Source organism: Microbulbifer guangxiensis (assembly GCF_021729075.1).
GTDB lineage: Bacteria > Pseudomonadota > Gammaproteobacteria > Pseudomonadales > Cellvibrionaceae > Microbulbifer > Microbulbifer guangxiensis.
Genome location: NZ_JAJSAQ010000003.1, coordinates 130,369 through 144,573 on the forward strand (window position 1 = coordinate 130,369; position 14,205 = coordinate 144,573).

At 59.2% G+C, this 14,205-nt stretch carries 13 protein-coding genes; 4 read left to right on the forward strand and 9 right to left on the reverse strand.

Annotated features, from left to right (window positions below):
• Positions 1 to 8 precede the first annotated feature (8 nt).
• The 4 genes from LVD12_RS07570 to LVD12_RS07585 all read right to left on the reverse strand — a co-directional run bounded on the left by LVD12_RS07570 (position 9) and on the right by LVD12_RS07585 (position 2,928).
• Positions 9 to 650, reverse strand: a complete 642-nt coding sequence (locus tag LVD12_RS07570; protein ID WP_237067089.1) for a hypothetical protein — start codon at positions 648 to 650, stop codon at positions 9 to 11.
• 33 nt (positions 651 to 683) lie between these two features.
• The gene (locus LVD12_RS07575) at positions 684 to 1,343 is read right to left on the reverse strand and encodes a DsbA family oxidoreductase (protein ID WP_237067092.1); all 660 of its coding nucleotides are present in this window, start codon (positions 1,341 to 1,343) and stop codon (positions 684 to 686) included.
• 126 nt (positions 1,344 to 1,469) lie between these two features.
• Entirely contained in the window at positions 1,470 to 2,216 is a 747-nt protein-coding gene (locus LVD12_RS07580) for a sulfite exporter TauE/SafE family protein (RefSeq protein ID WP_237067094.1), read from the reverse strand.
• Positions 2,217 to 2,229: 13 nt separating this feature from the next.
• A complete protein-coding gene (locus LVD12_RS07585) occupies positions 2,230 to 2,928 on the reverse strand; it encodes a pirin family protein (protein ID WP_237067096.1) in 699 nt (232 codons plus the stop codon).
• A 603-nt stretch (positions 2,929 to 3,531) separates the two neighbouring features.
• Between LVD12_RS07585 and LVD12_RS07590 the strand changes: the two genes are divergently transcribed.
• Positions 3,532 to 5,628 (forward strand): TonB-dependent siderophore receptor, encoded by a 2,097-nt coding sequence (locus tag LVD12_RS07590; RefSeq protein ID WP_237067098.1) that lies wholly within the window; start codon positions 3,532 to 3,534, stop codon positions 5,626 to 5,628.
• Positions 5,629 to 5,716: 88 nt separating this feature from the next.
• The gene (locus LVD12_RS07595) at positions 5,717 to 6,841 is read left to right on the forward strand and encodes a PepSY-associated TM helix domain-containing protein (RefSeq protein WP_237067100.1); all 1,125 of its coding nucleotides are present in this window, start codon (positions 5,717 to 5,719) and stop codon (positions 6,839 to 6,841) included.
• A 53-nt stretch (positions 6,842 to 6,894) separates the two neighbouring features.
• Here LVD12_RS07595 and LVD12_RS07600 read toward each other — a convergent pair whose 3' ends face one another.
• Positions 6,895 to 7,497 carry a glutathione S-transferase family protein gene (locus LVD12_RS07600; protein WP_237067102.1) on the reverse strand — a complete coding sequence of 201 codons (603 nt, stop codon included), beginning with the start codon at positions 7,495 to 7,497 and terminating at the stop codon, positions 6,895 to 6,897.
• Between the two features lie 71 nt (positions 7,498 to 7,568).
• Complete coding sequence (locus tag LVD12_RS07605; protein ID WP_237067104.1) at positions 7,569 to 7,826, reverse strand: HP1242/YdcH family protein; 258 nt, start codon at positions 7,824 to 7,826, stop codon at positions 7,569 to 7,571.
• 306 nt (positions 7,827 to 8,132) lie between these two features.
• On the opposite strand from LVD12_RS07605, the gene LVD12_RS07610 reads away from it, so the two are divergent.
• The gene (locus tag LVD12_RS07610) at positions 8,133 to 8,789 is read left to right on the forward strand and encodes a cupin domain-containing protein (RefSeq protein ID WP_237067106.1); all 657 of its coding nucleotides are present in this window, start codon (positions 8,133 to 8,135) and stop codon (positions 8,787 to 8,789) included.
• 29 nt (positions 8,790 to 8,818) lie between these two features.
• Here LVD12_RS07610 and LVD12_RS07615 read toward each other — a convergent pair whose 3' ends face one another.
• Positions 8,819 to 9,481 (reverse strand): TetR/AcrR family transcriptional regulator, encoded by a 663-nt coding sequence (locus LVD12_RS07615; protein ID WP_237067108.1) that lies wholly within the window; start codon positions 9,479 to 9,481, stop codon positions 8,819 to 8,821.
• Between the two features lie 495 nt (positions 9,482 to 9,976).
• Between LVD12_RS07615 and LVD12_RS07620 the strand changes: the two genes are divergently transcribed.
• Positions 9,977 to 11,689: a cytochrome-c peroxidase gene (locus LVD12_RS07620; RefSeq protein ID WP_255771664.1), complete on the forward strand. Its 1,713-nt coding sequence runs from the start codon at positions 9,977 to 9,979 to the stop codon at positions 11,687 to 11,689.
• A gap of 83 nt (positions 11,690 to 11,772) precedes the next feature.
• Here LVD12_RS07620 and LVD12_RS07625 read toward each other — a convergent pair whose 3' ends face one another.
• Both LVD12_RS07625 and LVD12_RS07630 read right to left on the reverse strand, forming a co-directional pair.
• Positions 11,773 to 12,792, reverse strand: coding sequence for a cytochrome d ubiquinol oxidase subunit II (locus LVD12_RS07625; RefSeq protein WP_237067112.1), 1,020 nt, complete (start codon positions 12,790 to 12,792; stop codon positions 11,773 to 11,775).
• A complete protein-coding gene (locus tag LVD12_RS07630; RefSeq protein WP_237067113.1) occupies positions 12,789 to 14,168 on the reverse strand; it encodes a cytochrome ubiquinol oxidase subunit I in 1,380 nt (459 codons plus the stop codon). The genes LVD12_RS07625 and LVD12_RS07630 overlap by 4 nt, the downstream gene beginning before the upstream one ends.
• Positions 14,169 to 14,205 lie beyond the last annotated feature (37 nt).

Genomic DNA, 14,205 nt, shown 5'->3' on the forward strand with positions numbered 1-14,205 from the left:
CGCCTTTCCTATTCACTGCCCCAGGGTGCTGGGGGCAGATCAGCTTCCTCCTCCAGGTCAAACTCCACGCGAAAGTGGCGCCCGCTGGGCCGCGTCAGCTCGTAGGCGAACATGCTTCCGGGGTGTATCTCCATGGCCCAGGTATTTTCTACAGAGGCATCCAGGCCCTCTCGCTTGAACGTGGCAATGGAGTCCGCGTCCACCGGGAATTCCTGCCGTGTGCTGCTCCCCGCAGAGGCCGTATCGCCGCCATATTGGGTCACGGCATCCTCGCTGCCGTCTTCGTGCCGATGATCGTGCTTGAGGCGCAGGCCGGTATCGGTGCGGGTCAGAACCCAGGTGCGGGAGTGATCGTCACCGACGTGGAAGGGAATGCGCAGTTCTTTTTGCGGCTGGTCGCAACCGCGCACGTGCATCACCAGAGTCTTGCCCTCGAAGGCATCCGGCTGGCCGGTCTGAGGCTCGTTGGCGGTAATGCGACCAGAAAAAGCCTTGCCACAGAGTGCGGCAATATTGGCGAGGAAAATATCGGCCGGTTGTTGCGCCTGCTCTGCCTCCTGTCGGGCCGGATCTTTCGCTTCACAGCCCATCAGTGCCGTCATCAGGACGACACAGGCCGCGGCTACTCCCTTATTTTCTGGCACGCGCATTGATCTCTCCGGTCAAGAATTTGGTTGATGACATCAGCCTGCATCCTGCTCGTCGAGGATCTGCTGCAGTTGCTGCTTGAAGGTGTCCACCTCCTGGGCACCACTTATCCCATACTCGCGATTGAAAATAAACAGCGGTACGCCCTGCACCCCCTGTGCCATGATCTGCTGCTCCTGTGCCCGCACTTCCTGCGCGTACGCCTGATCGTTGAGAACCTGTAGTGCCTCCTCCCGGTCGAGGCCGACCGCGGCGGCGGCATCGGCCAGCACGGTGCGATCCGATACGTCCTTGCGCCTGGCGAAAAAGTCCGCGAACAACCGCAGGCTCAGTTCGGTCTGCTTCTCATAGGGATGCGACCAGTGCAACAGCTGGTGCGCATCGAACGTGTTGTACATGCGCATGTCGTCACTGTAATCGAAGGTGAAACCGAGGTCCGCCCCCAGGTCGGTCAAACGCTGGCGCGCCTCGATACTCTGCTGCGGTGTGGTGCCGTATTTCTCCGCCAGGTGTTCGCGCAGGTTCTGGCCCTCTGGCGGCATCTGAGGGTTCAGCTCGAAGGGGTGCCAGTGCACGATGACTTCGAACCGATCGCCGAAATCGGACAGGGCGCGTTGCAGGCGCAGGTAGCCGATGACACACCAGGGGCAGACCACGTCGGAAACGAGATCGATACGCAGCGGCAATTTGGACATAAGGCCTCCGTCTTCCTTCCGTTAACTGTAGGGAATCCCTGAATAAGTCCGCAATGTTTCAGCGTTGCTGGAGCCTGCAGCCGTCAGGTCCAGTCTGCCGTGAGTGGTCGTGGCCCCTTGCAAGCTTTAATCCTGCGCGAGGGCCTGCACCAGCAGCAACAGGCCGGAAGCCAGCAGCAGGAAGCGGCAGCAGAGCATGAATTGACGGTCGACAATGTGTCCCTGGATGGCCTTGCCCAGCCAGGTGCCGAGCAGGGCGACGGGCACCAGTGCCAGAGACAACCAGAGCAGCCACAGGGGCCACTGGGCGCTGAGCCAATAAGGCACCACTTTGATGGCATTCATGGCGCCGAAGAAGATCCCCGCCGTGGCCAGCCAGGTGAGTTTGGGCAGCTGGCGCGCGATCAGGTAAATATTGACCGGAGGGCCGCCGGCGTGCAGCAGTGTGCTGGAAAGACCGCTGAGGCCGCCCCACAGCCATCCCGCACCCCGCATACCGCCGAGCCAGGGCGCCAGCCGTTGCCAGAGTGCAAACACGATCGAAACGAGCCCAAGCAACAGTTTCATCAGGGTGTCGGACAGGGTCCCTAGCAACAGCCCGCCGGCGGCGATACCGAAGACGGCGGCGGGCAGGATCGAACGCAGCTCCTGCCAGCTGGCATGGCGGCGATAGTACTGGATCGTGCGCACATCCATCACCAGCAAGAGCGGCAGCATCAGGAACACGGCCGTCGGTACCGGGACGATCAGCGCGAGTAGCGGCACGGCCACAACACCGGCTCCGCCGGCAAAGCCCGACTTCGATATTCCCGTCAGCACCACACCGGCGATGGCCAGTAGCCAGAACAGTGGCGACCCGATCAGATCTTGCACGGTTAAGGCGCCTTCAACCATGTCTGGGCAGGTCGAACCAGAGTGCCTCGACGCCATGGCTCCCTGCGACGATAGGCTGCTCGCGGGTCTTCAGGAAACCGATACCGTCTCCCTCGCTGAAGGTCTCACCACCCATCTGCGCGCTGCCGTCGATCAGGTGCAGGTAACCGGCGCGACCATGGGGGACAAGGGTGAAGGATTCACCCGCTGCCAATCGCAGGCGCGAGAGGCTCGCATCCTGGTGCAGCGTGAGGGACCCCTCACGTCCGTCGGGAGTAGCCAGGGGGGTCAACGGCCCGCACTGCTCGATACTGGCCTGCTCATAACCGGGAGTGATGCCGGTGACATTGGGTTCGATCCATATCTGCAGGAAACGCAGCGGCGCTGTCCGTGAGGCGTTGTACTCCGAGTGCTGGATACCGCGCCCGGCGCTCATGCGCTGTACCTCGCCTGCGGGCACCACATAGCGGTTGCCGGCGCTGTCGCGGTGTTCGATGGCACCCTCGAGTATGTAGGAGATGATCTCCATATCCCGGTGACCGTGTGCCGGGAAGCCGGCACCGCCGCGCACCCGGTCGTCATTGATGACCCGCAGCACGGAGAAACCCATATGTCGCGGATCGAAATAGCTGCCAAAAGAAAAGGTGTGTCGGCTGTCGAGCCAGCCGAAATTGGCACGGCCGCGCTGGTCGGCCCGACGGATGTAATCCATCTGCAGAGTCCTGTGTCTGTAAGCTGACGACGATCTTAGAAACTTCGCGGCGCCCAATAAATCGCAATTATTGTGAGGGTTTGCTGGAAGAAATCGAACGAATGGTTCGGGAAGTCTGTCCGGTTTTTTCGTCCCCGGACTCGGGCTATGGGATAGTGCATTTACGGGCTGCTGAGCATTTCCCTGATCTGCTGTCGCGGCCAGTGGCGCATCGGGTTCCGGAGGGAGAGCGGTATGCAGCTCGACTTCCGGGATTCTTAGAACCGGGCATTTGCCCGGTTCAGTGTGCTGGTAAACCCCACCTTTTGCTCAAAACCGGCTCAGTGGCGACAGAGCGCCAGGACCCGCATTTCGAAAACGCACAGGTACGTCCGTGTTGCTCCGTCGGGTGCGTCCTGTACCCGACGGTTTCGAAATGCGGGTCCTATCACTCTGCCTTAAATTCCCGCAGGGGGACTTTGTCGGCAGCCTCAACCGGGCTTTTGCCCGGTTTTTTGTGTCGCAAGCTCGCTGTATTAATCTAAATGATAATGAGTTGCATTTAGATTGTGAGGGATCTAGAATCGCCGTCACTTCCTTGGGGCAATCAGATGGAATCTGACAATGAATAAGCGAATCACTCTCTCTCGAGCGGTACTGGCGACCGCACTGTGCGCGGCGAACACTGCAATCGCTGCTGAAACCGAAGAGCGACTTGAGACCGTCGAGGTGACGGGAGAACAGGGGGCCAGTTACCTGGCGGACGACATGGATACGGCCACCGGGCTGGGGCTCAGCGTCCTTGAAACACCGCAGTCGGTTTCCCAGATCAGTCGCGCGCTGATGGACGACTTTGAGATCGACAGCCTGAACGAGGCGCTGGAAACCTCGCCGGGCATCATGGTGGAAAGTGTGGAAACCGACCGCACCTACTACACCGCCCGCGGTTTCGACGTCACCAACTTTCAGCTGGATGGGGTCGGCGTTCCCGCTACTTATGGCAACAGTAATGGTGAGATCGACACTGCCATTTTCGATCGAATCGAGATTGTGCGCGGTGCTGGCGGTCTGATGGCCGGGGCCGGTAACCCCTCCGCCACCATCAACCTGGTGCGCAAGCGCCCCACCGATGATTTCAATCTGCAGCTGGGGGCGACCACCGGCTCGTGGGACAGGAAACGACTCGATGCCGATGTTTCCGGCAGTCTGGCCGACAATATACGCGGGCGCTTCGTGGTCGCCGGTGAAGATCGGGAGTCCTACCTCGACCGTTATGGCATGCAGAAAAATGTTGCCTACGGTGTGGTGGACTGGTCACTGGGCACATCAACCACAGCCACGGCCGGTATCAGCTACCAGGAGAGCAATGCAGATAGCCCGCTATGGGGTGCTCTGCCGATGCACTATACCGACGGGACGCAGACCGATTACGACGTTTCTGCCAGCACTTCTGCAGAATGGTCTTACTGGAATAATACCGACACCACCGCCTTCGCAGAGCTGGTGCATGGGTTTGCCAACGGCTGGGAAGTGAAGGCTTACTACACCCACTCCGAGGTGGAGGGCGATAGCGAGCTCTTCTACCAGTACAGTCTGCCCGACTCTGAAACTGACATTGGCCTGATCGGCTACGCCAGCGAGTATGGGCTGGAGGAGAGCCGGGACCTGCTAGACCTGCGCCTCTTCGGTAGCTTTCAGTTTGTCGGCCGGGATCACGATGTGGTGATCGGCTACAACTGGGCAGAGGGCTCCGTTGAAGACTATTCCCTCTACGACTACACCAATGGGTTTCCCGCAATCGGTGATTTCACCCAGTGGGACGGCGTAACACCGGCGCGTCCGGTATTTACCGATGGGCTCAGCGGAAGCGACTGGACTGATCGCCAGCAATCTCTCTATGCAGCCACCCGCCTCAGGCTCGCCGACAGTCTGTCAGTGATTGCGGGTGCCAGAGTCACGGACTGGAAGAGTGATGGCGAGAGCTACGGAGAGGATCACGGTGCCCGCGCCAGCGGAGAAGTGCTCCCTTATGCTGGTCTCGTGTACACCATCTCTGATGCTGTTTCTGCCTACGCCAGCCATACCGAAACCTTTATGCCCAACCGGGATATCGGTGCGGACCTGAAGCGCCTGAAACCGGCCGAGGGATCAAACGACGAGCTCGGGATCAAGGCATCACTGCTGGATGGCAAGCTGGTGGCCTCGGCCGCTGTGTTCCGTGCCGGTCACCTGAATGTATCGGAATCTGCCTATTTTGACGCCGACCTCGGCGTAACCATCTACGAGGGGCGCGACTACGAGAGCCAGGGCTATGAAGTCGAGCTCGTGGGCCAGTTGAGTGAGGGCCTTCAGGCGAGCCTGGGTTATACAGAACTGGAAATCGAGGACAGTGACGGCAATGAGGCCCGTAACTTTATCCCCAAGCGGGTGTTGCGTGCCTACGCCAATTACCAGGTGCCCACAATGCCACGGCTGAAAGTGGGTGCCGGTGTGAACTGGCAGGATGACATTGAGCGCATTACGGCTTACGGCGTTACCGTTCGTCAGCAGAGCTACGCCAATGTCAGTGCCTTCGCCAGCTATGCGGTAAACGACAATCTCAGCCTTGCCCTGAATGTGGCGAACCTGACCGATGAGAAATACATCAACAGTCTCTACTGGGATCAGGCCTTCTACGGTGCGCCCCGTAACTTCAGCGCCTCCGTCAACTGGCGATACTGATGCAAACCGTTTACAGCGTTTGTTGAATCAGCATCGGAGTGGCGGCATGTCCGCCGCTCCCTTTTTTGTTTGGCGGGACTGAAGAAGCATGAATAAAACCCTGTTCCGGCTGCACAGCTGGATGGCTCTGGTAGCGTTCGTACCTCTGCTGGTGATCTGTGTTACCGGCAGCATTCTGGTGTTCAAGCATGAGATCGATGCTCTGCTGATTGAAGACAAAGTGAGGGTAGATTCCGGTGATCGGGCACGTCTGAGTCTCGACACGCTGGCGGCGTCGGTGAACAGCAGTTTCCCCAGCTATGAAATCGTGGGCTGGGCGCTGTTCCAGGATAAGGCGCGTGCCGATCTGGTCTACACCATGGAGCATGGGACGGACGAGTGGACCTACGCCCTGATCAACCAGTACACCGGTGAGCCGCTGCGGCCGCCCATGGGCCTGACTCATCACCTGACGGACTGGCTACTGGACCTGCATTACACCCTGCTGCTTGGGGACTGGGGCATGCTGGTCTCGAGCGTGTTCTCGATTCTGTTGTGCCTGCTGGGCATTTCAGGATTGATTCTCTACCGCAAGTTCTGGAAGAACTTCTTTACCTTGCGCTGGAACGCGCGGCTGATGGTCTATTTCTCTGACCTGCACAAACTGGTCGGGACCCTGGGCGCCCCGGTACTGCTGATCCTGGGTTTTACCGGAGCCTGGTGGAATATCACCCATTTTGCCCATGAAATGGAAGAGCATGCCGCAGGAGCAGAACATTACAAAATGGCGGGTCGCCTTTATAACGATGACCTCTCCCTGCAGGGATTGATGGAGGATGCCAGCCGACAAATCGACAACTTCGAGACCACCTATATCTCCTTTCCCTGGGAGCCAGGGGCCAATCTCATTTTCTGGGGAGATGTACATGCGGACAACCCGTTACTCAGCCAATACGCGAGTAATGTCACTTACGGTGCCCAGAGCGGGGAACACCTGCTGAGTTACGACATCCGCGAAGCGACGTTGGGGGCCAGGGTAGTCGACAGTTACCGACGCCTGCACTTCGGTGACTTTGCCGGTGTCTGGAGCCGGGTGCTGTGGTGTGTGCTGGGGCTCAGTCCTCTGATTCTCTCGGTTACCGGGATTACCCTCTGGTACAGGCGCCGCGAGAAGCGCCGCCATGCGCGAAAGAAGCGGCGTCTGGCGAGGCAGGTAGTTGCGGTACCGGGCTAACCGATCACCGCATCGGAACAGCGGAATATGCCGGCGCAGTTATTCGGGCCGGGTCAGTCGCGCAGAACCGTATCGCGGAAGGCCGGACGCTGCTCCAGGCGTTCGGTAACTTCCGCCAGTTTCCCATGGCTGCTGCGCCAGTCGATCTCGGGGTGCCGGAAGTCCAGGTAGCCGAGGGCAGCAGCGAGATTGATCTGGGCGATGGACAACTCTCCGGGCAGGATATCGATGTGCTGCTCCAGATAGTCAAGCGTGCGGCGGGTAGCATCCTGGTAGCGCTGCCACCAGAACTCCGAGCGCAGCCCGTCGTGCTCGCGGCTCTTCTCAATGCGTAGCAACACCAGCGTATCGATCAGGCCCGAGCAGACCGAGTAGAGCGTCTGCAGTTGCCAGCTCTGATGCAGTGGTGCCGTCAGTCCCCCATTCCCCAGCTCCCGGTCCAGGTAGGCGCAGATGACTTCGCTATCCATGACGGCCTGGCCATCATCAGTGACCAGGCAGGGCACTTTCCCCAGCGGGTTGGCGGTGAGAAATGCACTGTCATTGGTGAACGGGTGCGACTCCTTCTCCTGTACCCGGGGCAGCAGGCCATGTTCGCGCAGCACGATACGGGCGGTGCGCGCATAGGGAGAGGAGTGGGTGAGGTAAAGTTTCATGGCGCCCTGCCGCGGTCAGTGTGAATTTCAGCAGTCTGCGGGAGGGCGCCAGAACTGTCCAGCTCGCGCAGTCAGTGCAGCGGCGGCTGGTGACTATTGGAAATCCGGTGATAGAGGCGATCTTTCAGGTGCGCTCGCTGGATCTTCAGGGAGTTAAAGTGATTGTCATCGGTGGCCACACCGCGCTCTTCCAGCCCGCGAATCTGTTTGTCCAGTTTGTGGTAGGTTTCGCTCTCCGTCTTGAACTTCATGTCTTCCCGGTTGAGGCGCTGGATGGTGTCGGAGTATTCGGGGAAGTCATTCTCAAGGGAGTGGGAAGGAATTGGCATGGCAAGCTCCTGTAAAATTTTTGAACGGCCACAATGACAGTGTAGCCGCAGTGTTGAATTTGGCGCACGCAGGTGAGTGTTGCCTGTGGTTGTACCTGTACTGCTGGATGGCAAAAATAACTATCGGGCTTAACGGAGTTGTTTTTTATAGCTTGTCCTGTGTGCCCTGTGATCCAGCCGGCAGTAGTGCCAGTAAGCACTGGCTTACGAGCTGCGCCTCTCGGTGTCCCGCCTCTCACAGCTATTGCACGGGGTGGTCGGGACGTGCATCACTATAGTCAAAGGAGCGGGAAGGGGAGTGGTAGGATGAATCTGAACGCCGATTTCGAACGCCGGGTGGTGGTTTGCCCGGCCGATTATGAGTGGCGCCCGTCACCAGTAGCCGGCGTCGAGCGAATGATGCTCGACCGTATCGGTGACGAGGTGGCGCGGGCGACTTCGCTTGTGCGCTATGCGCCCAACAGCACCTTCCCCGAGCATACCCACGGCGGTGGTGAGGAGATCCTGGTGCTCGAGGGGGCGTTCGGGGACGAATATGGGACCTATCCAGTAGGTACCTATATCCGTAATCCCATCGGTTCCAGCCACAGTCCGAGGGTCGGCCCGGAGGGCTGTACCATCTTCGTCAAACTGCACCAGCACAGTGAAAAGGAAAAGGTGCGCACGGTGATCGATACGCGCTCGGCACCGTGGCAGCCGGGCCTGGTGCCGGGGCTCTCGGTGCTGGGCCTGCACGAACTGGAGGGGGAGCGGGTGGCGTTGGTGCGCTGGGCGCCCTACACGCAGTTCCAGCAGCACATGCACCTGGGCGGCGAGGAGATCCTGGTGCTCGAGGGAACCTTCCTCGACGAGCACGGCGAGTATCCCCAGGGCAGCTGGATCCGCAGCCCCCACCTCAGTGAGCACACGCCATTTACCCGGGGCGAGGGTGCACTGATTTATGTGAAAACCGGCCACCTGTGAAGGGGCCGGTGACTTTCGCCTCTTGCTGTTCAGTCCAGCAATGCCTCTTCCTCCGCGCGGATACGCAGCGGCAGCAGCTCCCCGAAAAAGCACTCCAGGTAGGCGATAACCGCCCGCCTGGCTTCCCGGATACTGAGGTCGTCGACCCGTCCGAAACGGCCGTAGGCACCCGACCAGACGCCCTCGGCAATGGTCATTGCCACCTGGAAGTGCTCGTCCCAGCGTGAAGTGGCCGGCAATTCGAAGTCGGTATCGAGCCGGTCAAGCAACAGCAGCCCCAGGCGTCGCCGGTCCTCGAGCAGCAGTTCCCGCACGGCCCAGCCGGGGGCGGGTCCGAAGCGCAGCTTCATCACCGACTCACTGCCACAGAGCCGTTCCTGCCACAGATCGAGAAAAGCTTCCACGCGCTTCTGCCAGCTCGGATCGGCGGCTGCCGGCAGCGGATGGAAGTCTGCCATGGTGTCCAGGTGACGCTGCATCAATGCGGCAAACAACGCCTCGCGGTTGGGGAAAAAATGATACACCGACGCGGCAGGTACGCCGGCTGCTTCACTCAGATCTGACAGGCTGATCTCACTGGTTTCGCGAAACTGCAGCAATCCGTCGAGGGTATCGAGCAGAGTTTCGAATTTCTCGCGGCCGTTCTTTCGCTGGGGCTTTCTGGGCAGTGTGGTATATCGCCTTCGGGGCAAGGGTGGGCTTGGGTCTGTCAACGCTCGGCAACTCTCTCGTTTGGCCCGATCACTTGGTGGCCGGGCCGTGGCACTTTCAACCTTGTTGTTATCACCTGAGCCTGACCTGCGATGGGTCGGCCTTATTTTGTCTTTTGGTGACGCGAGAATTATCTGGCACTGTGACCATACCCGCAACCGGTGAACACCTGCGGCGTGAGCTGCATCAAAAAAACATGATATTTACCAGTATGAATTCGAAACATTTTGGATATTCGGGCAGTTGTCATGGTGAATTGCCGCAGCGTTTAACCCTTTTTTTTCAGGGGAAATTATTGGCGGAACATTCACGGTCAATATGTGAACAGGTTCTAACCTTGTTCCTGCAATGGCGACGGGATCTGCGGCAGGTAAGCCGGGCCCCTGTTGAATTGCTGCTTTGGGTTTTCATTAGGGTAATTTCGCCGCGGTTTCCTGGGGAACGATGGCTGTGAAGTCGCGCGAAGAGGTAACAGAATGTACAGGAGGTACAGCGTGGTGAGCTCTCATGGGGATGGAGGGCCACAGCGCCTTTCCAGAGGTTGGGTTTTCGGTGGAATCATTTCCCTGGCCTTATTTGGCCAGAGCGCCCTGGCGCAGGATGGGCGGGATCACGCGCTCAAGCTGTTGGGCAAACATGTATTTTTTGACACGAGTCTCTCCAGTTCAGGAGAGATGGGGTGCGTGACCTGTCATGAACCCTCGGCCGGGGGAACCCATGGCGATTCCCTGGTCAACCAGGGTCAGGTCGGTGTTACCAGTGCCGGTTTCAGTTTTGTCGGCAGGAGAAAGCCACAGACCAATGCCTACGCCAGCTTCAATGACCCTTTTTTACCCTGTAACCGGGGCGGGCCCAGCGCACCTCCGGGAGTCGAGCGCTATTGCGGTGGCAACTTCTGGGATGGGCGGGCACTGGGACGGCCTTTCATAGAGGGCGAGTTCGCCGCTGGCATTCAATCAACACCGCACATCGGCGAGGAAATTTTCCACGATATTACCAGCCCCCGTGCCCTTCGCTACGCCCGCTACATCAGCGCGATCTCCGACCAGGCAATGAATCCGATTCCCAACGTGGTGGAGCAGAATATGCCGCGGGACCAGGTCTGTCTGGCCGTGGCCCGTTCCAACTATGCATGGCTTTATGAGCTGGCCTGGGGGGTTGAACCGAACTGCAGCACGGCTATTGCCACAGGCGAAGAACGTCATCTCGATATCACCTTCAAACGGTCGATGCTGGCTGTCGGTGCTTATCAGCACTCCAGGGACATCAACTCATTTACCTCGAAACGGGATTTTGCGCTGCGGGCGGAGCTTGCCTGTATCGATAATGAATTCAGGGACTACAAAGACCCGCAAGTCTGCAAGATGGTCCGCGATTTGCAGAAAACCAATCCGGAGAAACAGTACGGAAAGTTTCCCTTGGTACTGTTCACCGATGAAGAGAATCTTGGTCATGATCTCTTCTATAACGTGAATTTTGCCGGTATTACGACGCCTAATCCCAGGAATCTTGCGGTCACGAACTGTGCTTTCTGCCATAGCGATGACCCTGCCAATGACGATGGATCGGAGCTGTTACAGACATATTCGGATCAGGCCTACCACAACATTGGTGTGCCTCCCAATCCGGAGCTCATCGCCGCGAGCGGGGACCCGGGCGACCTGGGCCTGATAGAGACTACGGGGTTGCATCGGCCGGGATTTACGCGCTCGCAGACTCTCCGCAACGTGTTCAAAAAGCCCAGCGAGGACTTCGTAAAAGCCTATATGCATAACGGTTTTTTCAAGAGCCTGGAGTCGGTGGTGCATTTCTACAACACAAGAGACGTCAAAGACGTGTGTGAAGATATCCTGCCCGCCGGAACTGTCATTACTGAGGCTGTTGCCCTGGCCAACGACTGCTGGCCGGCACCGGAGTTTCCTGCCTTCAAGACGCCCGGGATTCTGGCGGGGGATCTGAATATGTCGCCGGAGGAAGAGGCCGCACTGGTGGCCTTCATGAAAACTCTGGACGACATGCACACCGCACAGCCGCCGAGACTCCTGCGGAGAGGTGCTACCGATCCTGTGGTAACAGGTCTGAGTTCAGGTCAGATTTCTGTCTGCGAGGGTGAGGGTTCCGGGAAGTGTAAGAACCTAACGGATGTGATCAGGGAGCTTGGTGAGGATAGCTGGTTGAGTTCCGAGTGATCAGGGTTTGCTGAGCAGCAAGGAGGGTTAAAGGGGGCTATGCCCCCTTTTTCTGTTTCGGTCTTGTGCACCTGCCGGTGCACTCAGTGATACTTCAGTTCCGTTGCCTTGCCCCAGAACACGTAGTAGGAAAAGGCGGTATAGGCGAGGATCAGCGGCACCACGATCACCGCCCCGACCAGGATGAATTTCAGGGATTCCGGTGCACTGGCCGCTGCCCAGATATCCAGCTCGCCGGGAATGATGTCCGGGAAGAAGCTGAAAGCCAGGCCGGAGAAACACAGCAGGAAGATACCTACGGTCAGGAAGAAGGGCACCCGGCAGTGCCGGTCATTTTCCTTCGGCAGGCGTTTCAGCAGGCGATCGTTTACCACGAAGCCGGCGAAGGTTAGGGTCGGGATCAGCAGCACGAACATCACCAGCGGATAGGTAAACCAGCGATCGAAAACACCCGGGTTCACCAGCGGGTTGATCAGTGAGACTGCCAGCACCCCGAGCAGGGTCGCCCGTCCCGCCTTCCGGGTCCACTGCACGGCCCGTTTCTGCAGGTCGGACTCTGTCTTCATCACCAGCCAGGCGGCGCCGATATAGCTGTAGGCCGCGGTAACCCCCAGGGCGCTGAGCAGGGAAAACATCTGTGCCTGCCAGCCGCTCTCGAATCCCATTACATACTGGCCGAGCATGTAGCCCTGGGAGAGGGTGGTCAGCAGTGATCCTCCCTTGAATACGCGGTCCCAGGTGAGCTTGTGGTCCACGGCCGCCTTGGCGCGGAAGTCGAAGGCAACTCCGCGCAGGATCAGCCCGATCAGCATGATGGCCACGGGAATATACAGGCTCAGCATGATCTGGCTCAGGGCTGCAGGGAAAGCGATGAGCAGAATCCCGATGGCCAGTACCAGCCAGGTCTCATTGGCATCCCAGAAGGGGCCGATGGAGGCGATCATGGTGTCGCGCTGGAGTTCATCCTCGTCCTGCATCGGCAGCAGGATGCCGACGCCCAGGTCGTAACCATCCAGTACCGCGTAAATCAGGACTGCCAGGCCCATGATGCCGATGAAGATCACCGGCAGCCAATCATTGAAGGTCATGGTCTCCGGTGTCATGCCGCGCCCTCCTCTGCCGCACCGGGCAGGTTGGTGATGGTGCCTTCCTTCTGCGGTGTCGTGGTTTCAAACTCCTCCACCTCGACGGCTTTACGGGCCATGACCCGGAGGGTGTGGACGTAGGCCCACATCAGGATGACATAGATACTCAGGTACAGGGCGAGGGAGAATCCGACGTTCCCTGCTGCCAGTGGCGTCACCGCATCGGCGGTGGACAGCACTCCTGTTACCAGCCAGGGCTGCCGGCCGATCTCGGTGACGTACCAGCCCGCCAGGGTGGCGACCCAGCCGGAGAAGGTCATACCCACCACGACTTTCAGCATCCACTCCGGCAGCTCACCCCGACGGCGCAGGAAGTAGCAGCCGGTCCAGGCCACGGCGATCATCAGCAGACCCATACCCACCATCAGGCGGAAGCCGAAGAAGATCGGCCTGACCGGTGGATGATCGCCGTCGAAGTCATTGAGGCCGACGATCTCGCCATCGGCATCGTGGGTCAGGATCAGGCTCGCGAGTTTGGGGATGGCAATCTCGAAATGGTTGGTGCGCTGCTCCTCATAAGGGATGGCAAACAGCAGCAGCGGGGCGCCGCGTTCGGTTTCCCAGACGCCCTCCATGGCCGCGATTTTCTGCGGCTGATGTTCCAGGGTGTTGAGCCCGTGCAGGTCGCCCACATAGGCCTGGATCGGCGCCAGCACCGCCGCAATCACCAGGCCGGTTTTCAGCGTCAGCCGGGGTGCCTGCTTGTGGTCGCCCTTCAGGATCCGGTAGGCAGACAGGCCGGCGACAAAGAAGGCGGCGGTCAGCCCGGAGGCGATCAGCATGTGGGTGAAGCGGTAGGGGAAAGAGGGATTGAAAATTACTTCCAGCCAGCTGGTGGCATGGGCGACGCCGTCGCGCATCTCGAAGCCGGTGGGGGTATGCATCCAGGAGTTCAGCGACAGGATCCAGAAAGCGGAGAGGGTGGTGCCGACGGCGACAATGAAGGCGGAGAAAGTGTGGACTTTGCTCGGTACCCGGTTGATACCGAACAGCATGATGCCCAGAAAAGTGGCTTCGAGGAAAAATGCGGTGAGCACCTCGTACCCCAGCAGTGGTCCGGCGATATTGCCCACGGTCTCCATATAGCCCGGCCAGTTGGTGCCAAACTGGAAAGACATGGTGATACCGCTGACCACCCCGAGGGCAAATGTGAGTGCAAACACCTTGACCCAGAAACGGTAGGCCCGCATCCATACCGGGTTGTCAGTCTGGTCGTGGCGCAGTTTGAAATAGAACAGGATCCAGCCCAGCGCAATGGTGATGGTGGGGAAGAGGATGTGGAAACTGCTATTGGCTGCGAACTGGATTCTCGACAGCATCAGGGTATCGAGCATGGGAACCTCTGTGATTGGTAAATGGCTCTCCCTTGGT